The 23,491-nt window shown below is 54.5% G+C and carries 14 protein-coding genes; 2 read left to right on the top strand and 12 right to left on the bottom strand.

Annotation, left to right across the window (positions count from 1 at the left end):
- Positions 1-206 precede the first annotated feature (206 nt).
- The gene (locus R50912_RS33265) at positions 207-5,396 is read left to right on the top strand and encodes an S-layer homology domain-containing protein (RefSeq protein WP_052416265.1); all 5,190 of its coding nucleotides are present in this window, start codon (positions 207-209) and stop codon (positions 5,394-5,396) included.
- A gap of 797 nt (positions 5,397-6,193) precedes the next feature.
- On the opposite strand, the gene R50912_RS12595 is transcribed toward R50912_RS33265, so the two are convergent.
- Positions 6,194-6,403, bottom strand: a complete 210-nt coding sequence (locus tag R50912_RS12595; RefSeq protein ID WP_197073143.1) for a hypothetical protein — start codon at positions 6,401-6,403, stop codon at positions 6,194-6,196.
- A 12-nt stretch (positions 6,404-6,415) separates the two neighbouring features.
- A complete protein-coding gene (locus R50912_RS12590; RefSeq protein ID WP_042235225.1) occupies positions 6,416-7,594 on the bottom strand; it encodes a glycoside hydrolase family 27 protein in 1,179 nt (392 codons plus the stop codon).
- 261 nt (positions 7,595-7,855) lie between these two features.
- On the opposite strand from R50912_RS12590, the gene R50912_RS34925 reads away from it, so the two are divergent.
- The gene (locus R50912_RS34925) at positions 7,856-8,347 is read left to right on the top strand and encodes a hypothetical protein (protein WP_156123100.1); all 492 of its coding nucleotides are present in this window, start codon (positions 7,856-7,858) and stop codon (positions 8,345-8,347) included.
- Positions 8,348-8,608: 261 nt separating this feature from the next.
- On the opposite strand, the gene R50912_RS12585 is transcribed toward R50912_RS34925, so the two are convergent.
- The 10 genes from R50912_RS12585 to R50912_RS12540 all read right to left on the bottom strand — a co-directional run bounded on the left by R50912_RS12585 (position 8,609) and on the right by R50912_RS12540 (position 23,484).
- A complete protein-coding gene (locus R50912_RS12585; protein ID WP_231637839.1) occupies positions 8,609-10,315 on the bottom strand; it encodes an RICIN domain-containing protein in 1,707 nt (568 codons plus the stop codon).
- 128 nt (positions 10,316-10,443) lie between these two features.
- Positions 10,444-12,078 (bottom strand): response regulator, encoded by a 1,635-nt coding sequence (locus R50912_RS12580; RefSeq protein WP_042235224.1) that lies wholly within the window; start codon positions 12,076-12,078, stop codon positions 10,444-10,446.
- Complete coding sequence (locus tag R50912_RS12575) at positions 12,056-13,813, bottom strand: sensor histidine kinase (protein WP_042235222.1); 1,758 nt, start codon at positions 13,811-13,813, stop codon at positions 12,056-12,058. Before R50912_RS12575 ends, R50912_RS12580 begins: the two co-directional genes overlap by 23 nt.
- Positions 13,814-13,846: 33 nt before the next feature.
- Complete coding sequence (locus tag R50912_RS12570; protein WP_052416834.1) at positions 13,847-15,520, bottom strand: extracellular solute-binding protein; 1,674 nt, start codon at positions 15,518-15,520, stop codon at positions 13,847-13,849.
- 136 nt (positions 15,521-15,656) lie between these two features.
- Entirely contained in the window at positions 15,657-16,928 is a 1,272-nt protein-coding gene (locus R50912_RS12565) for a glycoside hydrolase family 10 protein (protein WP_231637838.1), read from the bottom strand.
- Positions 16,929-16,958: 30 nt separating this feature from the next.
- Positions 16,959-17,915, bottom strand: a complete 957-nt coding sequence (locus R50912_RS12560) for a carbohydrate ABC transporter permease (RefSeq protein ID WP_042235220.1) — start codon at positions 17,913-17,915, stop codon at positions 16,959-16,961.
- Positions 17,916-17,922: 7 nt separating this feature from the next.
- A complete protein-coding gene (locus tag R50912_RS12555) occupies positions 17,923-18,828 on the bottom strand; it encodes a carbohydrate ABC transporter permease (RefSeq protein ID WP_042235219.1) in 906 nt (301 codons plus the stop codon).
- Positions 18,825-21,386 (bottom strand): DUF5696 domain-containing protein, encoded by a 2,562-nt coding sequence (locus R50912_RS12550; protein ID WP_042235217.1) that lies wholly within the window; start codon positions 21,384-21,386, stop codon positions 18,825-18,827. The genes R50912_RS12555 and R50912_RS12550 overlap by 4 nt, the downstream gene beginning before the upstream one ends.
- A 14-nt stretch (positions 21,387-21,400) precedes the next feature.
- Positions 21,401-22,027, bottom strand: coding sequence for a YIP1 family protein (locus R50912_RS12545; RefSeq protein ID WP_042235216.1), 627 nt, complete (start codon positions 22,025-22,027; stop codon positions 21,401-21,403).
- Complete coding sequence (locus R50912_RS12540) at positions 22,024-23,484, bottom strand: hypothetical protein (RefSeq protein WP_042235214.1); 1,461 nt, start codon at positions 23,482-23,484, stop codon at positions 22,024-22,026. The genes R50912_RS12545 and R50912_RS12540 overlap by 4 nt, the downstream gene beginning before the upstream one ends.
- Positions 23,485-23,491 lie beyond the last annotated feature (7 nt).

The following is a 23,491-nucleotide window of genomic DNA, read 5'->3' as shown; positions in this document are numbered from 1 at the left end:
GTGCCTATGCGGAAATAGCCCGGAATGACAGTGCGATTACTACTACAGATGAATACTGCACCAGAATGACAAGAGGTATCCAAGTAGAGACGGAAACACCGTCCTTTTGAAGGATGGTACCATTTCAGCGAGAAATAAAAGGATAAGTGATCAGGTGAAACCTATAAATTCTTTTATTTCAAAAAAACACAAGAGGTGAGATTCTATTGAGGCTGCATCTTAAACGTTCACTGATATCCATGCTGGTATTCCTGACTATTCTGCCATCTACATTAGCAAGCGCTTCCACGGATCAGTTGTCTGATCCGCTGCCGGTCCCGGAGTCTGCTCCTGAGCAAATACTGCTGGAGCAGCAACAGTTCCAGCAGGATCAAGTGCAACAGAAGGAAGTCAACGCTGAGGCGGCTCCGCTGTACCAATGGAGCTTCCACCCCGGACAGGTGGTCGACCGTGTCTCGGTGGTGAATAGCGTCTATCCTGCTGCAGGTGCTGAACGCGCCGAGCTTAAAGGGGTAGCGTCGATTGTATACGACGACCAGCGCGGAGAGGTCCTCTCCTTACCCGGCGGCGGGAACGGCACCGGCTGGCTGAAGCTGCCGGATCAGCTCTACAGCGGAATCGAGGATGAGCTGTCCATCGCCTTCTGGGCAAATATTGACTCATCCTCAGGCGCCTATTCACGCCTGCTGTCCTCGACCATTGCCGAGAAGGGGCTGACAAACGCCGGAGTAAACGGTTGGCAGGATTCAGAATTCATTGTCATTGCCGGGGATGGTACGTTCAGCAACCGTATATATACCGGGACGAATCCGAATGAAATTGCCAGCTACAAAGGCGATATCGTCTGGAACCGCAATCCCGCTAGAGGCAAATGGCAGCAAGTCGTCATTACGATGACAAGCAGCGGGGCCTACGAGGTATACCAGGACGGTGTTCCCGTGGGCACCAAAGGTCTGGATCTGGGTAAAAGCTCTCCGGATGCAACAATGACCTCAGTTCTGGAGCATTTCTTCTCGCGCGGCTATCTGGACGCCCTGACATTCAATGATTTCGGCAGATCGCTTTACACCTCGGATGGAGATATCAAGGGTAAATTTGACGATCTGCGGATTTACAATGTCCAGTTAAATGCCAATCAGGTAAGCGCACTCTATGCAGAGACGAAGCATGAAGAGAACACTTCAGCCAAGCCGGCCATAATCTCGGTCGATCTGGCAGACCGTTCGCTCGGACCTGTATTCCATGGCTCTTCCGGCGCACTGTATGCGATCAGCGAGCCTAATGTGCCGGATATCAACACGCTGATTCCGATCAAGCCCTCGCATATCTCCCAGAAGCCGCCGAACGGTATCCAGCATCCAACCGGAGACGCGCTCCGGGTGTCGGACTATTTCTTCGAGGCCGGCGGGGAAGCTGTAAACATCGTTATGCAGGATTATTATCAGCATTGGTACTATCCGTCCAGAACGGCGAATGAATATATTCAGGAAGCCGTCATTCCGATTACAACGGCAGTCAAAGCCTATAAAGAGCAATGGGCGGCGGCGAATCCGGGCAAGGACCCCGATGCAAGATTCATCTATATCCCGTTCAATGAGCCTGAGCAGAACAATACCCGTTATCCCCAGCTCCTGTCAGACAACCAGACGGGCAAGAATTCAAGAGCCGTATTCAACAGCGACTGGCTGGCAGTAACGAAGAAGATCAAAGAGATTGACCCCGGCGCCGTCATTTCCGGAGTGAATTTGACCCAGTACGGAGCCAAGGTATTCGAGGATTTCATTCCCTACTGCGTAGAGAATGACTGTCTGCCGGACATTATCAGCTGGCATATGCTGTGGGACAAAGCCTTCAACCAGGCTCCCTCGAATGTGGCCACCTTCCGGACGGTGGAAGAGAGGTCCGTGCAGCGCTATAAAGAGCTGTATCCGGACCGGACGGTGCCCTTCCCGATCAAGGTGGACATCAATGAGTATGCCGCTACCTCGGAGATTGCCGTAGGCGGCTCGCTTATTCATTACATTGCACGTTATGATGAGCTGAAAATGAACAGTATGCTGCCGTATTGGAACACGGCCAACTCCTACGGGTCCCTGCTCGCCGGGCAGAATGAGCCTAACGGGGCATGGTGGCTCTACAAATGGTATGCCGACATGATGGGCGGCGACATGGCCAAGATCGAGGTCATCAATGCCAGACATGAGAATGACGCCTTCGGCCCCGGCTTGTACGGGCTAAGCTCCATTCAGGACAACAAGAAGCAGGCCAGTATCGCGTTCGGAGGCACACAGGGAGATAGCCAGATCGTGTTCAACAATGTGACCGGCAATGGGAACAGCCCCTCCTTCCTCACAGACGCAGAAGCCGTTCATATCACCGTATGGCACGCTGGATATACGGGCTTAACCGGATTCCTCGTTGAGCCTACCCAGATTCTTGACCGTGATTATTCCGTCAAGAACGGCTCGGTCACACTGGATGTCAACCTGAACGATTACACCTCGGCGTATTATGCAGTCATTACTCCGGCTGTCGATCATGCCCCGAAGGAGACTTTCTATAAGCGCTTCGAGGCTGAGAATGCAGAGGTGCGGACCAATGTGACCCTGACGGATCACTATCCGCGCAAGAGCACCGGACGCTCTGCCTCGAACGGCCAGTACGTCCAAGGCATCAAGGCTGCGGAAAGCCTGGTGAAATGGACAGATGTTACGGTTCCGGCGGATGGGAGCTACCGGCTGGATCTGATTGGAGGCAGCGGCGCAACCTCCCCCCTGCGCAATCAATCCAATACCGGAGATGCGAATCAGCGGATCAATTCCGAATGGTTCATCCAAATTGATGATCACCCGGCAACGAAGGTGGTTCTGCGTGCAGATTACAACATGCAGCTGCTGGGAAGCAATACGATCTTTGCCGATCTGACGCAAGGGACGCATTCCATCGGCATCAGCAAGTACAACCCGGATACGGGAGAAGCAGGCCAGGGCGAATCCACCCTTGACGCGATGGAAGTAACTTATAGCGGTATGCCGGGCGCACAAGCGAATTACCGTGTACAGGCAGAATTTGCCGACTATGATCCTGCGCTGGGGTTGTCGAGAGAGAGCAGCCTGGAAGGCTTCGAGGGTGCCGGATATGTGACCGGTTACGGCAGCAGCCAGGACGCCAACACCCGTTTTGTTGTAAGTGTACTGGAGGACGGCATGTATGATCTGCAGATCCGCTATTCAGCATCGGGTGCGGGCAGCCTGCAAATCCAACATGACCGCAAGCCGCTAGTAGATCTGCCTGTTACCAATACCAGCGGACAATGGCAGACCGCTACAGTACCTACCTTCTTACGCACAGGCATTAACCTGGTTGATGTGCGTTCCAGCGCTGCGCTTAGCCTGGATTATATTAACGCAGCCTTCGTCAGCCAGACTTCTGTATATTCCGTTGAGGCAGAGGCGGCAACGGTCGTAGGTACTCCGGCCGGCTCCGAGCTGCCGCTGGTTCGGGAGGATGCCTTTGCCAAATACGCCTCAGGCGGCAAATATGTGAATGGCATTACCTCCTACGACGGAGCAGAGCGGTATCTGGAGCTGAAGGACATCACAGTGTCCAAAGCAGGTACCTATAAGCTCGTCGTAACCTACGCGAACGGCGAAAGCGCCGGGACGCATGCCTACAACAACGACGTTGTTGAACGGTATACACAGGTCAGCGTCAATGGCGGCGAGCCGCAGACCGTCTTTTTCAAGAACACCATCTCATGGCAGCAGTTCGCCACACAGACCTTGGATGTTGAACTGAAAGCAGGCACTAACAGCATCCGCTTCTCCAATAATAATACGTATGACGGGGGCTCCAACCCTTATGGAGGAACCGGCGCGCAAGGCTTCACTCCTTACACAGCGGTCCCGCGCCAATACGCGCCTGCGTTCGACCGGTTCGATATTTACCCGCGGCATACGCTTGTGACTGACGGCGGTGGTGAAACTGGCGGCGGCGATACTGGCGGCGGTGATACTGGCGGCGGCGATACTGGCGGCGGTGATACTGGCGGCGGCGATACTGGTGGCGGCGATACTGGCGGCGGCGATACTGGCGGCGGCGATACTGGCGGCGGTGATACTGGCGGCGGCGATACTGGCGGCGGTGATACTGGTGGCGGTGATACTGGCGGCGGCGATACTGGCGGCGGTGATACTGGTGGCGGCGATACTGGCGGCGGTAACCACGGCGGCGGTAACAATAGCGGTACGAACGCCGGCAGCGGCAACGGGGGCGGCACTACCGTTGGCTCGGTCAATCCTGTGCAGCCGGAAGCACCAAGCGGCAGCGGCCATGTGACCGTCGAAGCAGAGGTTACAGGAGCTACTGCCACAGCCACATTGGATGCCCAGAAGGTAAAAGCGGCGGAACAGCTCACCGTCTCGTCTCCGCTCGGCACCTTCCACTTCCCTGTAAAAGCGGTAGATACCGCTGCTTGGGGACAGCAATTGGGAACCGAAGACTGGAAGCTCAAGGTCAGTATGATGGTCTTGCCGGAACAACGGCAGCAAGAGATCGTTCAGGCTGTTCTGGCAGCCAAGGGCAAATTAATCAGCCCTGCCATTGAGTACACGGTAACGGTTGAAGCCAATGGACGTACGGTGGTGATCCCGGGGTTTAAGGGCAGCTATTCCCGTGGCACCTTGCAGCTCGATGCTCCGGCGGACAGCCGTAATACAACCGTGGTGCGAATTGAGAAGGACAGAAGCTTCACCTTCGTTCCGGCTGTCATCAGCGGCACCGGTGTAACCTTCTACAGTCCGAGCAACGGCACGTTTGCGGTGATTTCAAGTAACAAGACATTCGAGGATATCAAGGGGCACTGGGCACAGGCATCCGTCGAAAAGCTGGCCTCAAAGTACATCCTCACCGGCTTAACGGATAGCCAATTCGCACCAAACGCTACCACAACCCGCGCGGAATTCGCAGCGATGATGGTTCGTGCACTGGGCTACTCCTCCTCCGGTTCGGCAGACGTTTCGTTCAAGGATATCCCCTCCGGTGTGTGGTACACCGGAAGCGTCGGAACAGCCGCTGAGTTGGGTCTGGTGCGGGGCGGAACGGACAATAATTTCCGGCCGAACGATATCATTACCCGCCAGGAGATGACCGTTATTCTGGTTAAGGCGATGGCCCTTGCAGGCTCGCCGCTCCCAGCTTCAGAGCTTCAGCCTGCAGCCTTCAAGGATGCAGACAAGATTGCGGGCTGGGCGCAGCAGGATATAGACAAGGCGGTTCAGGTTGGCCTGATCACCGGAACACCGGCCGGTCTGTTCCAACCGGGGCAATCCGCTACCCGTGCGGAAGCGGCAACCGTCATCCTCCGCTTGCTGGTGCAAGCGAAAGTAATGAACTAAAGACATGTGGCATCATGCTCCCGCCTGCCGGGGCTGATCCACAGTTATAATTCCGGCAAGTTGAGACAGACGAGGTCCGTGCCCAACACCATATAGATCAAAAAGAGCAGCGATTCTCCCGTTACCTGGTACCTGGAGAATCGCTACTCTGCTGTTTCGGGTCTTGTTTAGGTTCTTGTTTCGGTTCTACTGTAGCTTCTCGTACATCTACTGCTATTTTGCTAAAGAGCCCCGGGTTTTAGTTGGATAAACGTATCTTAATTGGGATGATTGGGAGCTTCTGAGGAATTTAATTGGATAAACGTCATTTAATTTCATGCATTTCCCCTGCTCTGATCGTTTGGCAGCAAATTAAGTGCTGTTTTTCCAACCGTTTCCCGGCAAGGCCTCCTCCACCCCTAAGCAAGTGGAGAAAATCCAACTGCTATTTCCTGCCACAGTCCCAGTCACATCCGCAGATAGCTACCAGCTACCAGTCCCAGTCACACCCGCAGATAGCTACCAGCTACCAGTCCCAGCCACACCCATACTAATGCTGCTCCAAGATTCACCGCGTTCTTGTATAGGAATTCAGAGAGTGGGCTCCGCAGCTGATTAGACGCCTGGAAGAGATTGATCGCCCGGAATATAAACATGAGGCTGGAAAAGATGACCACACCAGACAATAAGCATATACGACCGATGAAGCAACGCTATACAGGTAGCCCAAAAACCCCCTGCCAGCAAGCACGTGGCGCAGCATTCTGTCCGCTGCTTTCTTCCGCGCCTGCCAATAGGGGGTAATGCAAGTAGTACAACTAACGGAACAACACGCATTTTCCCGATTCCCTGAAATACTTGATCAGCCGCTCAATCGGCTCGCGTCCGCATTTCAGCTGCTCGCCAAGACAGTCTATACACAGGAAGTCTTGCGCGTTGCGCGTAACAAGCTTCAGGTAGATCGCCACATCATCCGTCACCAGGGGAACGCCGCATTGTCTGCATGTTCTATTCATGTTCACGCTCACGCACTTCTCTTCCTACACCAATTTGGCCCGCACAATCAGACAATCATGGGCTGCGACGACCGGAGCATATCGTTCTCTGAATACACCAAGCTCTTTATGCTCCCAGCAGTCATACAGGGACAGCGATTTGCTGGAGGCATACGGGAGTCCGAAATCCCAGAATTGCAGCGACATTTCTCTTTGTCCATCGCTCAGGTTGAAGAAGCCGATCGCAAGGTCTCCGTCCGACAATACTTTGACCAGCATGAACACATCATCTGCATGGAACCACTGGGGTTCCGGCTTGATGCGGTAAGCCCCGCGGCTCTCCACATCCTGATTGATGGCAATCAGATCCGGGTTCAACAGAATATTCTTGGTGGCCTCGTTGGCCTTGCGGATATCGCTGCCGATCATCAGCGGGGAACCCAGCAGGCTCCATAGTGAGAAGTGGGTCTTGTACTCCACATCCGTGCAGCCGCCGATCTGACTGCCGATGAAGTCGCTGTTGCTGCCTCCGTACATGCCGACTACCAACATATCCAGGTCATTATGGCAGTAGGCCCCGGTGTAGGCGGCTTTATCCAGCTGCGACAGAGCCAGGGTCTTGATGGATTCCCAGCTGTCCTGGATATCTCCGGTAGAGCGGTACATATGAGCGCCGGATTCACGAATCCACTGATAGACGTTGTCCTCGCCCCAGTTGCACGCGGAGAACAGAATGTCTCTGCCGCAGTTCTTCAGTGCGAGACTCATCCGCTTGTACAGCAGCTCTCCCGACATGTGTCTGGGCTTGAAGCAATAGTCATACTTAAGAAAATCCACGCCCCATTCAGCCAGAGATTCCGCATCCTGGAATTCATGCTCGAAGCTCCCCGGATACCCGGCGCAGGTATGTGTGCCTACACAAGAGTACATGCCGAACTTCAGTCCCTTGGAGTGAATATAATCTGCAAGCGCCTTCATTCCCCTCGGGAATTTGACCGGATCAGCGACCAGCTTGCCATCCTTGTCCCGTTCTTTCAGACTCCAGCAGTCGTCAATGACAATGTAATCATATCCCGCAGCCTTATAACCGTCTGCCACCAGGGTATCGGCGGCCTCCCGGATCAACTGCTCGTTAATATCCCAGGTGAAGGTGTTCCATGAGTTCCAGCCCATCGGAGGCGTCAAGCCGAGCTGTTGCTGTTTGTCCACCAGTTGTTTGTCCATGATCAGTATTCATCCTTTCGCATCACTCCAAATGTAGGTTCCAGAGCAAATGCTGTATTCTTTATGTATTTAAACACACATAATCCTTGTAATCTATAGCTTCACGTTGCTTTCATATCGACGTATGTTGCTTTTCTAAATTTGATTTGAAGGCGGAATTAGGCCCTCACCCCGCGCCTGTTCAATGTATTCGGTTTTTCTGTGAAAATACGTCTGGCACTGCGATAAACGCACGGCCTACGCGGCGCTCACAGTCCAATTGTGTTCGGTTTTTCGATTACATTCGGCTTACGCGGTGCACCCAGTCCAATTGTGTTCGGTTTTTCGATTACATTTGGCCTACGCGGTGCACCCAGTCCAATTGTGTTCGGTTTTTCGATTACATTTGGCCTACGCGGTGCACCCTTTCCAATTGTGTTCGGTTTTTCGATTACATTTGGCCTACGCGGTGCACCCAGTCCAATTGTGTTCGGTTTTTCGATTACATTTGGCTTACGTGGCTTACCCAGTCCAATTGTGTTCGGTTTTTCGATTACATTCGGCTTAAGCGGCGTACCCAGTCCAATTGTGTTCGGTTTTTCGATTACATTCGGCCTACGCGGTGCACCCAGTCCAATTGTGTTCGGTTTTTCGATTACATTTGGCCTACGCGGTGCACCCAGTCCAATTGTGTTCGGTTTTTCGATTACATTCGGCTTACGCTACCCACCCGGTCTAATTGTGTTCGGTTTTCCGTTAAAATATGTTAAATAAATGAAAAGACGATGTTCTGTTTTTTAGCCACGCTGCTCATTTTCATGCTGGAGTTGTGCCTTGAAAGACATGTTTGTTTTCGCACACATTTGACCTTCGCACTCGGCGCCCGTCTAATGTATTCGGTTTTTCGCACATATTTGCTCCCACGCCCGCCCTCTTCCCCCCGCACCACCGCAAAAAAACTCCCGTCCCCCTGCGGAGTCCGGTATGATCCCGGACCCCGCAGGAGAAGGAAGCTCTGTGTTTTGCGCTTACCCTTTAATTCACCTGAACCAGCTTCCATTGCTGGTGCAGATCGCCGCGGTACAGGTTCTGCTGCAGCTTCGCGCCGTCCGCACTGGAGGCTCCTGTGACTTCAACGGCTCTGTTGCTGTTCACGTTCAGAATGCTCCAGTACCCGTTACTCAGCTTAATCAGTCTGAACTGCTGGGCAGTGTTGTTCAAATCCTGCATCAGCTGGATGGCTTCGCCGTTATTCTTCGTTCCGTTTCGCACATCCATCACTTTGTTGTCCGAAGAGTTCACACTGCGCAGCCGGTACACGTTATTGTACGTGCCCATATCGGTAGCTGTCCATTGCTGGGCAGCCGCAGTATTCTCCGGCCATTGCTGAAGCTGAAGGGAGTTCGTATTCTGCCCGTTCGGAACATCAATCGCTTTGCCTGACGCCCGGTTGATCAGCTTATACTTCGCATTGTTGGTTACCCCGTTCCATATGCCGTTCCAGGGATTGAACTGCGCCCGCTCATAATACCATTCGAAGATAAACCGCGCCATTCCGTCCCGGGTGGCATTGCCGTCATACATCAGTCCGCCGTCCGGGTCTGCGAAGGAGCTTTTGGGGCCGGGGTCCAGCAGGAAGCCGTTCATATGGACGGCAATGCTGACATTACCGGCTGCGGTGAAGATCGCTTTGGTGTTCTTGCCGAAGCCTGCGTTCGTACCGTTGAACAGATCCCAATATTCGGAGTCTCCCGGCTGTCTCTTGAACCAGGTGGTCTCGGTAATATTGATCGGGTACTTATCGGCAGCAGGCTTGATGCTGCTATCCCAGATCTGCTGAAGCGAATTGAAATCGTCATACGCGCCGTAGCCCGGATACCAGTGTACGGCATAGCCGTAGTTGTTCAGCGGGTCCGTAAGCGGATTGGATGCGGTCAGCTGGTAATGCTGGTCCCATCCGAGTCCTGCAGCCCAGATCACATTATCCGCGCCCTTACTGCGGATCGTGGAGATCATGGAGTTCTGGAAGTTCTTCAGTGAATTCCAGAAGGCCTCGAAGTTAGGCTGGGAGGGATTTCCGCCCCATTGTCCGTTCACATCGCTCAGCACCGGCTCGTTAACCAGCTCGAACATCACATTATCTGCGCTTTTGAGGGCCGGCTGGGAGGCCAGGTAACCCCAGATCTGATTGAACTTGTCCAGATTGGCCTGGGTGGTCGCCTTGTTATCCAGCAGGGTGAAATCCAGCCCCAGTGTGACATACAACCCTTTCGTCTTGGCATATTGGACATAAGGGATAATCACATTCTGGGTGGCCGCCTGAAGACCCGCGAAGTTATAGGTTCCTGCAGCCACATCCCCCATATCCTCCCGGTCGATGAACAAGCGGACCTGGTTCGAATACCAGCCATGGCTGTTGCCGTATTTGCCCGAGGTGCTGGTGAAGGTGTCCGTAATTTCCTTAAGGTACTCCAGGGTAGCCGCATGACGGTTCCCTGCGTTGCGGTTCAGATAATAGTTACTGTTCTGATACGTCCAGTAGACTCCGGTAGGCTGATGCCAGCCGCTGAGGAGTACAGGCTGCCCGCTGCCGTTCACCAGCTGATTGCCGCTGACATGGAGCTTGGACACGGGAGTTCCCTCCCAGGCACTTGCGGTACCGCCGCCGGACTGCATAGGAACCAGCAGCAGCGCCATCATAACCAGCAGCTTGATGGACCAGTTCAACTTCCTTTTTCTCACAGATACCCATCTCCTTCTTGTTTGGGGAATCGGCTTATGCCGTAGTAATGAAAGCGAATACAATTGAATTGTACTCTCCAGGGAGATGGGGGGGAAACCTGTCTGATTATAGTTAATAGACTGGCAGATTATAGTTTTATATGCATAGACTCCCTGAATTCCTGGGGAGTCATCCCCGTCATTTTTTTGAAGAACCGGGTGAAGGAGTGAGGAGCCTCATAGCCGACATACAGCGCCACATCACGTATTTTGAGCGCCTCGTTCCCCAGCAGCTCCTTCGCCTTCACCGCCCGGCAATGGTCGATGAACTCCGACAGATTAATGCCCTGCTCCTGCTTGAAGAACCGGGACAGATACGACGGGTTGAAATAGTGAAGCTCGGCCAGCCGTACCAAAGACAGGTCCTCACCCAGATGGCTGTGGATATACTCGCAGATCCGCTCAATCACCTCTAAGGAGCGCTCCTTCTCGGCAGTGCTTCTAAGCTCAAAGAGATCGGAGGCCAGCTTCTCCAGATAATAGAAGCCCTCCTTCAGGGACGAATGCTCGTCAAGCCGCATCAGCTTGCTATATTCATTGACAAGGCTATAGTACTCCGAACGGTTCAAATGGGACAGCAGGACAAGGGCAGCTGTATAATACAGCTCCGCAGCTTCTTCTACGGAGACGCTGGAATGGATGCCTTCCGTGATCTCTTCAAGCGTCTCTGCGAACCGCTCCCGCCGGCCGGCATCCAGATGCGCCGCAAGATTCTCCACCCGCTGCTGGAGCCGGACCCCCGTCTCCCTGATTCCGTCCGGCTCCGGCGGGCCGCTCCGGTCAATCTGCACCATGGAGATGCCGTCACCGATCTTCACCTGCTGCAGACGGTGGAGCCGTTCGTAGTGACGCCCGATCTCCGTCCAGGCGCAGGCCGAGCCGCTGACCGTAAAAGCAACAGGCAGGCCAAGCGTCTGCCGGAAGGAATCCTGGATCAGCTCCAGCGTCCCTTCCAGATACCGCGACAAATGCCCGCCAAATACAGCTTCGGCATGATGCAGGGGCTGGAGCAGCCATAAGAGATCCCCGTGTCTGTCCAGTACCCAGGTATGCCGGGTCATCTCCGCCAGATGGGAATTCCAGATTAGCCGGGAAGAAGTCAGAATCTCGCTCCGGTCCATGTAGGAGGTGCCCTCCGGGTACGTGAGCCGTCCAAGAATCAGCATCACCGGGGACCCGGGCTCCAGGCTGATGCCCAGCTTAAGGAAATCCGTGCTTAACGTCTGCACATCCGCACACAAGACTTGGCTATCTTGAAGCAGATGACGGAGATAATCGCCCTGCGCCGCTATTTCCATCGAATCACGCTGCTCCCTGGACTGCTCCAGAAGCTCGCTCAGCTGGTTGCCCTGCTCAATCTCCAGCAGCACCTCCTGCACCGTCTCAATAATCTTGTCGAAGCCTTCCGTCTTAAGCAGGTAACGGGCACCGGGAATTTGCAGCGCTCTGTAGGCATAATCGAACTCGCTGTAGCCGGTCAGGAATACAATCCTCGACCGCGGCCAGAATTCACGGATTTGCTCAGACATTTCGAGTCCGCTCATCCCGGGCATCCGAATATCCGTCAGCACAATATCGATCCGGGTGCGGGAGAGCCACTCCAGTGCCGCTTTGGCCGAATAGACCTTGTAGACATCGAGCTTGTCGGGAATAAGCTGATTGAAGGCCTCGTATAAGCCGTCTGTTATAATCTCTTCATCGTCAACGATCAGAAGTCTGTACAAGCCCTTCACCTCCTGTCAGTCTAATTCGGATCTCGACCCTGAGGCCGTTCAGCGTGCTTCTATGCAGGAACAAGCCGCTGCCTTCCCCGTAGATGAGCTGGATGCGCCGGTGAATATTGCCCATGCCGGTGATTTCATGCGTTCCGCCGTTCTGATTCAGCCGATGCCCCAAGGCCTCGATCGCTTCATCCGTCAGCCCGCTTCCATTGTCCTCGACAATGATCCGGATTTCTTCCTCCCCCTGCTCAAAAGCAACCCGCAGTTCCCCCTCCTCCGCCTGCTTCTCCAGACAATGCTCATAGGCATTCTCGATAATGGGCTGGAGAATCAGGCGCGGAACACGTAGCTCCTCCATGGCTTCCGGCAGCTCGTCGAACCGGACCAGAATGCGTCTGGAGAACCGCATCTTCTGGATCTCCGTATACATCCGGGAATGCCTGGTCTCCTCCGCGAGCCGGACATTATCCTCCCCGTTACGGGTGATGAATCTGAAATATTCGCCCAGCATCCCCGAAAAGTCCTCAATCCGGTCACTGTCCCCTTGCTTGGCCAGCGAGCTGAGAATAAAGAAGCTGTTGTACAGAAAATGCGGGTTGATCTGCGACTGAAGCTGCTTCAGCTCCGCCCGCTGCATCATCAGCTTCTGGGTATAATCCTGATCAATCAGCATCCGCAGCCTGCTGAGCATCTGGTTGAAGCGGAGATACAGATAGCCGAATTCATCCTTGCGGGCATGGTCAATCTGAATATCAAGCGAACCGCTCTCCATCCGCTTGAAGCTGCGGATCAGTACAAGCAGCGGCTTCTGTACGAACTTATAGGTGGCATAGGAATAGATAAGCACCGCCAGGAAGGAAGCAGCCGCGAACAGCCAGGCCCAGACCACAAACTTGGTCAGCGGGCGCTTGACCGCCTTCTCCGGCAAATAGGTGGCTACAGCCATCCCCAGCTTGTCTGAGGTGAAGCTGTCGATATGATACCGTGTTCCGTCCAGTTCCCAGTTGTACAGGTCCCCTTCATCAATGGCCTGGTGATAGCTCTCAATCAGCTCCGGAGAGCTGTTCTCGGTTCCGAGCGCATAATCCGTCTGCCTCGAGACCAGCAGAGAGCCGCTCTCTTCATAGGCGTTAATGGCCCGGAGCGAATCCTTCAGCTTCTCATTGTCCAGCTCAATCTGCACGATGAACAGCGGGGGCTCGCCCATTCTGCCGCTGGACTGGGTCACGCTCAGCTCCAGGGAGTTGTTCCAGTTGATCAGCCGGCCTTCTTTTCTCAGATCGACGGACCGGAAGAAATTGAACTTGCCGCTGTCTAGCTCATCAATGCCGTTCATCGCGGACAACGTTTTGTTGATCGTACGGATATGAACGAACACATCGCCGATGTAGGCGCTGCTGTTCTTCAGGGAGGTGAGCCGCTGCGTAACGTAGTTCAGGCTTTCTCTTTTTTCCACATCGTCCATGTAGCTCCAGGTTACGGCAATCTTGTTCAATTCGGTATCCTGGGCAAGATCATACTGCTGGATCTCCATCCATTCCACCTCGCGGTTCAGGTCCTCCAGGTAATAGGTCAATTGCGACAGCGTGGCTCTGGACAGATCCTGGCTTGCATTGCGGTAACTCCAGTTGTACAGATAGAGGCCAAGCAGCAGAATCGGCAGAATAATTGCGAGATAAGTAACGACCATCCGGATAAAAATAGTGTGGCGCATGGACACCGCAGGAAATTTAAGCAAGTGTACCGCCTCCGATGCTTTCTTCATGCCAGATCATTTCCGGTTCCCGCCCTTCTCCGCATACCACTCATTGACCTCAGCCGTGATCTGCTCGCCGCCAAGCTTGTTCCACTGGGCAACGAAATCATCGAACTGGCTGATCGGTCTTCCCTGAATGATATCCAGAAAGGAGTCAATCTGAAGATTATATAGAATATTCTGCTTCTCAATCATCGTCTCTGTAGGTGCACCGACGAAGCTCTCATAGAGTAGCTGAGATTTACGTTCATACCTGTCCAGGATGGAAAAAGCACCCGAAACCCCGTACGTCTTCTCCCAGCCCCAGCCTGTCTCGCTATCCGGACCACCGGCCTCATAGGCGGAAATCCGCTTCTGGATCGTCTTCGCTTCATCCTTAAGCACCGAGGCATCACCGTCCCGCCGGAAGGTCTCCAATTGCTGGAAGGCCTCCAGATTCTTCCGGACCGGAAACGGTGTCACGGGTGACAGCTTCCATACCGCCTGCGGAGCGTTATAGAACCGCTCTACCTCGCTGGTCGCTCCCCAGTTTTTCTCCAGATGCAGGTTGATCAGCTTGATGAGCGCTTCAGGATGCTTTATCCCTTGTCTGACCGCCAGGAAATGGCTGGTGCTGAACGGAAGCGGAACCTTCGGCGGGGCCCCGGATTCCGATACAAGCGGGAAGGCTTGCCACTGGGCCTGCGGATTGTGTATACGGCTGAGCTGAACCAGGAATGATCCCCACTGCTCGCCGTACAACATTCCGATCTGTTCATTCTCGATCCATTCACCGGCCTTGACCCCGTCCTTGAAGGCGAATTCCCTGTCGATCTGCCCCGTCCTGTACATGTCCTGAAGCACCAGCAAGGCCTTCTTGACCTCCGGCTGGATGCCTCCATAGACCAGCTTGCCGGTCTTGTCCTGTACCCAGATCCCCGGATACGCGCCATAACCGGCCATAAACCCGGTAAGTCCCATTACCGGGTCCCACAGATATTTGGTCGTTGCCAGCCCGTAGGTATCCTGCCTGCCGTTCCGGTCGGGGTCCCGCTCGGTAAACGCTTTCGAGATTGCCAGCACATCCTCCATCGTCTGCGGCGGCTCCAGGCCCAGGTCTTCCAGCCAGTCCGTGCGAATCCACAGGAACATAGCGCCTTCAATAGACGAATTGGTCTCCGGGATCGCCATAAGCCTGCCGTCAATGGTGGCGGTATCGAAGGGTCCTGTTCCTTCCTCGCTCAACACCTGCCGGGTCAGCGGCGTGGCATACTTGCTGTAGACCTCCGTCAGATCCTGGATCAGCCCCGCGTTGCTGAGCACCCTTAACTGCGAGGCATTCACCCGCACAATATCGGGAATATCACCGGAGGCCAGGGATACGCCCAGCTTGCGGGAGTAGATGGAGCTCCACTCCGTCCAGTCATAGGTGACCTTAATGCCCAGCACCTCTTCATACAGATCGGTCCAGCGGTTATGCTCCAGCGTCTCCCCCGGCAATTCCTTCAGTATCTCTTCAAGCGCATCGTTGTTCTCGCGTACAAAAGAAAGCTCAACGGGCGGATCATACCTGCTTAGACCCGGCTCCTGATATAGCGGAGCGCCCCCCGTCTGTCCCTGCGGGACCGGAGAACGCTCCGGAAGACTATTATTCCTCTCACAAGCGGTCATCAGCCCTACGGCCATACATGCTGCGACAGTCCAGATCATTCTGTTCCTGATTGTTTTGGGCACCAGTTGCAACCTCACTTTGCAAGAATATATATACCGGAATATTATATTATCCAAGCAAAGCAAAAGGAATTGTAAGGTGCAATTCTTGCCCGGCTTACCAGATCTTTACTACTTAGAAGCCGGTGACCGCCTGGAACGCCGGTTTGGGCTGATGCTGCCTGTCGAACAGCAGCGGCGCCTCGGTCCGGGCTACCGGGAAGGTGCTAAGCCAGGTATGGTCATCCGCGATTCCCCAGAACATAACTCCGCTTAGCAGCTCCTTGTGTGCTCTCAGCGCATCGAATAATTCCCCGTACCGCTCAGCCTGCTGCTGCAGGATGTCCCCCGGAACCTCCGGGCCGACATCGCTGAGATCGTTATAGACGTACAGGCTCATATCCAGCTCGGTGATCTGATTGTCGAGTCCCAGCGTGTGGAACTGCTCCAGCGATTCTATAATGCGCTCAGTGGCGGGGTATTCCAGACTAATATGCGTCTGGTGCCCCACCCCGTCAATCGGTACCCCCTTCTCCAGCATTTCCTTCACCAGCCCGTACAATCTGTCCCGCTTCACCGGATCATCCGTATTGTAGTCATTGATATACAGCTTGATGTCCGGTCCCCCGGCCTTGCGGGCCGCCCGGAAGGCCGTCTCGATGAATCCGGTGCCGGTAATCCTGTACCAGTTGCTGGCCCGCATTCCGTCCGGGTCTCCCGGCTCGATGACTTCATTCACAACGTCCCAGGAGGTAATGTCCTGCTTATACCTGCTGACAACCGCGGTAACAAAGCTGTCCAGCCGCTTCAGCAGCAGCTTCTTGTTCGCTTCGCGTCTCGATGCATCGGTCTCATCGACCATCGCCTCGCCCGCTTCATCCCGGAAGAACCAATCCGGCGTCTGGTTGTGCCAGACCAGCGTATGGAAGCGCAGCTCCATGCCGTTCTCCTTGGCGAAGTCCACAATGCGGTCCGCCCGCTCCCAGGTGAAGCTGCCCTCTGCAGGCTCCATCGCATCCGGCTTCATGGCATTCTCGGCCACGAGCCAGTTCACATGCCGCTTCAGCAGCTCGGCTGCGGGTCCCTCCAGCTGTTCCGGTTCAACCGCAGCCCCTATGCGGAAGTAATCGGCATACGCCGCCGCCAGCGGCGGAACCTCCGCCTGCACCGCAGGCTCCGCTGCAGCTTCGGGCGAAGCTTTAGCGGCCGGGGCCCCAGTGGAAGCCGCTGCCCCAGACGGGACCGCTGTCGCGGCTCCCCCCCCGATCTCCTGCTGCTCCGGCGGCAAGGTTGCCGGAGCAGCATTGTCGCCCGGGCCGGAGCAGCCGGACAGCCACAGGAGCGCTGCGGCGAAGACCAGGCTCCGGGCCAGTCTGGCCGGGAGCCTCAGTCTGCCTTTTTTGGTCACAATCATCCTCTCCTTCTCGTCATTCACGGTTTAACCGACAATTCCTGTACGTTCAATACTCTCCACGAAATACCGCTGCACGAACAGGTAGATGATAATCAGCGGCAGAATCGCCAGCAGAATCCCGGTATCCTGAACCATGCTCAGATAGAAAGGGTCTGCCTTGGAACTTACTCCGTCCTCCAGCAGAATCGCCAGATTATAAGGCAGCGAGCCGAGCTGGGTCGCCATCACCTTGCTTGAGGTCAGATAGGTCGTGGTGAAGAAGCTGTCGTTCCACTGCCACACAAACGAGAAGAGCAGCACCGTAACGATGGAAGGTATGGCGTTGGGCAGCATAATTCTGTAGAAGGTTTTGCCCACGCCTGCCCCGTCGATATAAGCCGCTTCCTCCACCTCCTTGGGAATCCCCCTGAAGAACTGCCGGAAGATAAAAATGTACAGCCCCGCCTTCAAGGAGTTCGCCGTTGCTGACGTTAAGATAAACGGCCAGTAGGTGTTAAGCAGATTGACCGATTTGCCGGTCAGCAGCGGAATCAGCCCCATCAGGCTGAAATCCTTCAAATTCAGGTAGACCGGAATCAGAATCGTGATCGGCGGAACCAGGATCGTCAGTATGACCCCGGCGAACAGAAGCTGGCTTCCCTTGAACTTCAGCCGGGCGAAGCCGTATCCCGCGAGAGCGCAGGATATGGCGGTCAGGAGCGTAGTCAGCGCCGACAGCGTGAAGGTATTCAGCAAGGCCTGCCAGTAATCCATGATGCTGATCGCCTTAATGAAATTGTCGAGCGTATAATGCTCGGGAAGCCAGACGACGATTGGCGAATACAGATCGCTTTTATCCTTGAATGCCGTGGAAATCTTCTGAAGCACCGGATAGAGGATCACGAACGCCAGGCCTGCAATGAGTGTCAGCCGCACGAAGGACCATATCCATTTCTTCCAGCGTTCCAGCGACAGCAAACGGTTTGCATGCAATGCTCCCATCCTCCTTTTAATCATAATAGAAGACCTTCCTCGAAATCAGGTAGCTGCTGACAGCCAGAATCAAGGCAACGGCTGCGAAATACAGCCAGGCCATCGCCGAGCTTAGTCCGAAATTGAACTGGGTGAAGCCCGTCTCCCGGATCAAATCCGTCATGGCGTTATTGGAGAAGGAGTCGATAATCGTATAGATGGCATTCACCAGAATGAGCGGGCTGACCATGGGGAAGGTGATTTTCCAAAAAGCTTCATAGCCGGTTGCCCCTTCCATCTTAGAAGCCTCGTATAGCTGCGGCGAGATCGTCTGGATGCCGGCCAGGAAGATCAGAATCTGTACACCGGACTGGCTCACAATATCATAAATGCGGCCCACGGCGCTGCTCAAATAATCAACCACCCATTCACTTAAGCCCGCGTCCAGCATCATTCCTTCCAGCTCGAACGTACCCAGGCCCTGAATTGCACCGGCCCCGGCATTCTGATCGTTGACGGCCTGAATCAAGCTGGTGCTCTCCAGGCTAAGAATCACCCCGGAGGCCAGAATAACCGGCAGGAAGAAAATAGACCGGGCCAGCGATCTGCCGATAAACTTCTGATTCAGCAGCACCGCCAGAAACAGGCTGAAGATGACGATGAGCGGCACATTAATAACCATATTCAGGATGGCATCGGCTAGCGAACGGTTGAACTCGGTATTCACCGTCAGCGCCTCCACATAATTCTGCAAGCCGCTGAAATGAATAATCAGTCCGTCGGAGTTGGCCTGCACCGAGCTTAGACTGTAGCGCAGCGAAGACAACAACGGAATCAGGAAGAAGAAGATGAAGCCGAGCAGCCAGGGCAGCACATAGAAGAAGCCCATTAATGCCTTTTGATCGTTATAGGTTCTGCGGTTCAGTCTCAGTATGGATTTCACAATTGCTCACCACCCGTAATATAGCTTTCGGCTTCTATCGTGCGGCCTTCGGCAAGGACTGCCGTCCGGTTGTAGTTGACGATGACGGACAGACCGTTCTCATAGGTACTTTTATAGACACCGTCTGCCAGCTTCTCATGACCGGTCAGCCGCTGATTCTGCACATTTTTCATAACCGCGTTGACTTCCAGATACATATCGGCGGCCTGATTGATCCATTGTTCATAATTGACCGCGTACAGGTTGCCGAAGTCTGTATCCTTCACCTTGTAGTTAGGCGCATGCATCCACTCGTAATAGAGGCCGGACCCATACTCCAGACTTCTCAGCACATATTGTCTGGGGCTGGTGAAGGTGGACAGATTGAACGGCTTGCCTGTGTAATTCACATATCCCCGCACCACCATCGGATAGAACGGGATCTCCTCATCCTCCAGCTTGAACTGGCTGCTGGACACCGGTGCATTGGTAATATCGGTCAGATACGGCAGCGCATAGGCATTTCCGCCGTCAGCGAGAATACGGAGCGACTGTCCGGTGATCCGGTCCAGCGACTGGACCGATATCTGCTCGGACGCTGTCCGGTCGATCTCATGATTCTTGCGGAAATCGCTGTTCAATTGATCGGCCATGTCTCTCAGCGAGATGCCGCCGGTCTGAAACGGCCCGATCTCCTTCAGCGTGGCATCGACATATCCGCCGACCTTGGCCGGTGAAATAATATAAGCAGGGCTGACGGTACGGTCCCGCCGGTTCAAGGCCATATTGTACGGATAGACGGCTGCCGGAATTTCACTGAGCATCCGGGAAGCCTTCTGGTTAACTCTGAAGCCGGAGGCCTGGTTCGCTCTGAGCAGCGCAACGTCAGGGAATAGCTGAATGCCTTGCTCCTTGGCGAACGCCACCAGCCGGTTCAGCCCCTTGCTGCCGCCGAGCGCCTTGTCTACGGACAGCCGGTCCGGCACTTTGTGATCGAGGCCCCGGTTGAACCAGCCTGCATATTTCAGCCGGATATTGTTAATGCCGCGCTGCTGCATCTGTTCCAGAATACTCTCTGCCTCATCGAAAGTGGTCAACGGCTCCAGCGATTGATAAGGAAAGCCCAGCACATGCTTCGTCTTGGTAATTCCGCCCACCAGCTCCAGATAAAAGGGGGTATTCACGGGGGATTCCGGCGTTCCCGCCGCCTGCGCCTCAGGCAAACCGCCGTGCTGCGTCAGATAGTTCTGGTAATATCGCGCCATGCCGGGATAAGACGCCTCGTCTCCGCTCAGGAACGCATACCGGATGACGTAATCCGTCTTGGGCGGCTCCTGCTGAAATCTTGGCAGGGTACGGTTCTGTTCGGCTGACGTCAGGGTAACCTCCCCCTTGGCAATCAGGGTGAAGCTCGGATACACGTAGTTGTAACCGTTCAATCTTCCGCTGGTATCGGCATTAATCGTGGCGAGTGATGCGCCCTGCTCAATAATGCCCAGCATCGCGCCTTGCTCGCGGATCAAGCCGAACACCGGCAGCTTCACCTCCTGCTGCTGCGCATAGGCATCCGTGACCTCCATGGACCCGTCCTTGCCGTATACAGCTTGCTTGTATGCGGGGTAACGGGTCTTGCCGTTGTTGAAATGTATCAGCGCTCCGGAGCCGTCCGGCACCAGAATGGAACCGGAGTCCTTGCTCCCGCCGGCCCCCAGGAAGCTGAGGACGGAGATATCATTCACCGGATAATCGGCGGGATACCTTATGTCCGCTGCAGGAACCTTGACTACCAATTGATCCCCGTCAAGGGAGTATTCAATCGAGAGCTGGAAGATACGCGGCACCGGCTTGGTCTGGCTCAGGTTATTCTCGGTGATATCCTGCTGCAGATCCTCCTCGGTGTACCCCGCTTCCTCGAAGCCCTTCAGGGTCCGCTCCAGCTGCAGCCCCTTCAGCGCTTCATCGTTACGCTTATACACGCCCTTCTCCTCATCGAAGGTGTAGGCGATCTTCATGGTTCGCTGCCCGGTCTTATCCATCTTGCTCACAATCTTCTCCTCGAACCGCTCCTTGCCCACCATCATGGGCAGATCCTCCGCCGTCTTGGCGGTCGTTCCGAACTGGTAGAAGACCTTGATGCCTTCCGGCGTCTGTTCCAGCTTCATTTGCTTGTGGGCCACGCTGTCTGTATACGAATTGACAGAGCTGACCTGGCCCAGATTGTTGTAGAAATCCAGCTTGAGCTGCGCGGATAACAGGTCTTTATTCTCTCCGCTGGCCTTGGCATCGGCTTCACGATCAGGCGGATTACTATACCAGAGCGTTCCGTCCGACTGGTTCTTGACGGCGATACCTCCGGTAGCTTCATCCATATACAGCCGGAGCTGCTTATTCTCCAGAACACCCTTCATGCCATCCACAGCTGTATCGTCAAAGGCGGGCTTCAGACCGCCCCCTTCAAAGGACACTTCAAGCTTCGGTTCATGCCCGCCGGCCTGGCTGCCTGAGCTTGACGATGTACAGCCTGCCAGCACACTCATACTGAAGAGAATCGAGAGCAGCATGATTAACGGCTTCCTCATTCCCGGTCCTCCTCCTATCCTCTCAAGACAATCTCTTGGTATATGGTTGAGATAAACACAATCATCTGCTGAACCAGACTGAAGAACAGCAGGGTCAGGAATGCCATGAACGCCATGGCAAGCACCGTGAGCAGAATCGTCCCGACCGTTTTGGACGGGGAGAACTGGTGCACGGTCATAATGCCCACGAACAACAGCAGGCCCGACCAGATGACGGCAAAGTTTTTGAAAAAATAATAAAAGGAGCTTTCCTGCACCGAGATAAAATTACTGATCCAGATCCACGGGAAGTTAATCAGCACAATCGGCAGCAGGGAGAAGCAGGTGGTAATAAAAATCTCCACGAACTTCCCTTCCCCGTCCATCAGCGTGGTCAGCGACCAGTTCGCCACACACCAGAAGAGGACAGGAACCAGGACATAGACTGCTTCCATCAGACTGTTCAGATACTTAGGATCACTATGATTCACCAGAAATCCGCTATATTGACTGCCCAGCACATTGGTTAGGATCAGCATAAACAGAATGCCGAAGGACAACATCAGGCTCGTTTTTTGACTGCGTTCATATTTGAGATCCCAGTATCCGTTGAACGGATGAACGATAACGTACAGCGGATGTTGCAGCGCTTCTCTGTTCAATGTAGCTCAACCTTCTTTCTGGCCTTCATTTTCCGGTACACTCTCACGCCCAGCCATAGGGATGCCAGCATGATCAGAAAGGTCATGATCGTGGAGAATTGTCCGCGGAGCACTTCCTTGCGGTAGAGCAGGAACGCTTTCGAATAGTTGGGACGGTCCATGCTGCGCTTGAAATACTCCGTCGCCTCCTTGTACTCGCCTTTGCGCAGATAAGCCTTACCTATGCCCGCATAAGCATATTCCATATTCGCATTCAGATTCACAACCTCGCTGAACTGCTGATAGGCCATCTCTTCATCACCGCTGTAGTAACTTCTGACTGCGCTGTTCAGCATTCTTCCGTACTCTGTGGTCTGAAATACCGTAATCTCCCCCAGCGCCTGATCCAGTACAAGGATATCGTCACCGCTGTGCTCAATGGCCACCGGGGAGTTGAATTCGCCCAGACGGTTCCCGATTCCGCCGATAATGTACATCAGATATCCGTCCCCGTTGTAGGTGAACACCCGGCCCCGGCTGGCATCCAGAACGGAATAGATCTCACTGTCGCTGACATCAATATCCACGAGGCGCGGAGCGCCACCCGAGCGCGTGGAGTAGAGCAGATCGCCACTCGGCTTGTAATAGCCCTCTCTGCGCAGAATATCGGCCCCCTGCGCGTTCAGCTTCTTGATCGGGTCGCCGAACTCATCCCCGTTGGTAGCGTAGAGGAAGCCTTCATCATTGATATCCAGATTGGTGAATTCGGTTGGCGTATACATCACCATCTGCTCACGCTGCGCCTTGGTCGATATGGATTTCCAGAAGTAATCCACAGCATCGACACGTACCCGGTTCGCACCGGTGAAGGACTTGAAGGCTCCGTCTGCGCCGAATTCCATGAAGCCGTCGAATACACCGGCAGACATCACATAGATCCGGTCCGCTTTGTCTACAGCTACACGGACAGGCTGAAATTCGAAGCTTGCCGGCAGCAATTCGGACTTCGGCGATTCCATGATACCGATCGCCCTTAAGCCGCTATCGAAATGAACAATCCGCTTATTGCCGGTATCCGCAACATAGACCTCCTTCTGCTGCGTCACATAAATCCCCTGCGGATTATTGAACTTCTCCGCCTTCCCTTTGAACTGGAACGCGTCTACTGTCTTTATGGATTTGTAGTCCTGATCCAGAATCACAAACCGGTTATTGCCGCTGTCCAGCACATAGATCTGCTTGTCGGCCGTTACCTGAATATCCTGCGGATTCTTGAACTCGCCAGCACCGGAGCCTGCACCCGTGATCAACGTGCTTGCCTGATAAGCGGACGGAGCCGCCACACTATACCCCCAGTATGAATAATTGTAGGAAGGGGCTGCGCTCTCCGCCGAGGCAAGCTCTCCGCGAAGTCCCAGGCAGACCAGGCAGCACAAGGCCAGCAGGCCGGTTCTCAGTTTCTTTATCCTTGCGACCATCGTCACC

Origin of the sequence: Paenibacillus sp. FSL R5-0912, from assembly GCF_000758605.1 — a bacterium.
GTDB lineage: Bacteria > Bacillota > Bacilli > Paenibacillales > Paenibacillaceae > Paenibacillus_AQ.
This window is presented reverse-complemented; position numbering and strand designations above follow the sequence as displayed.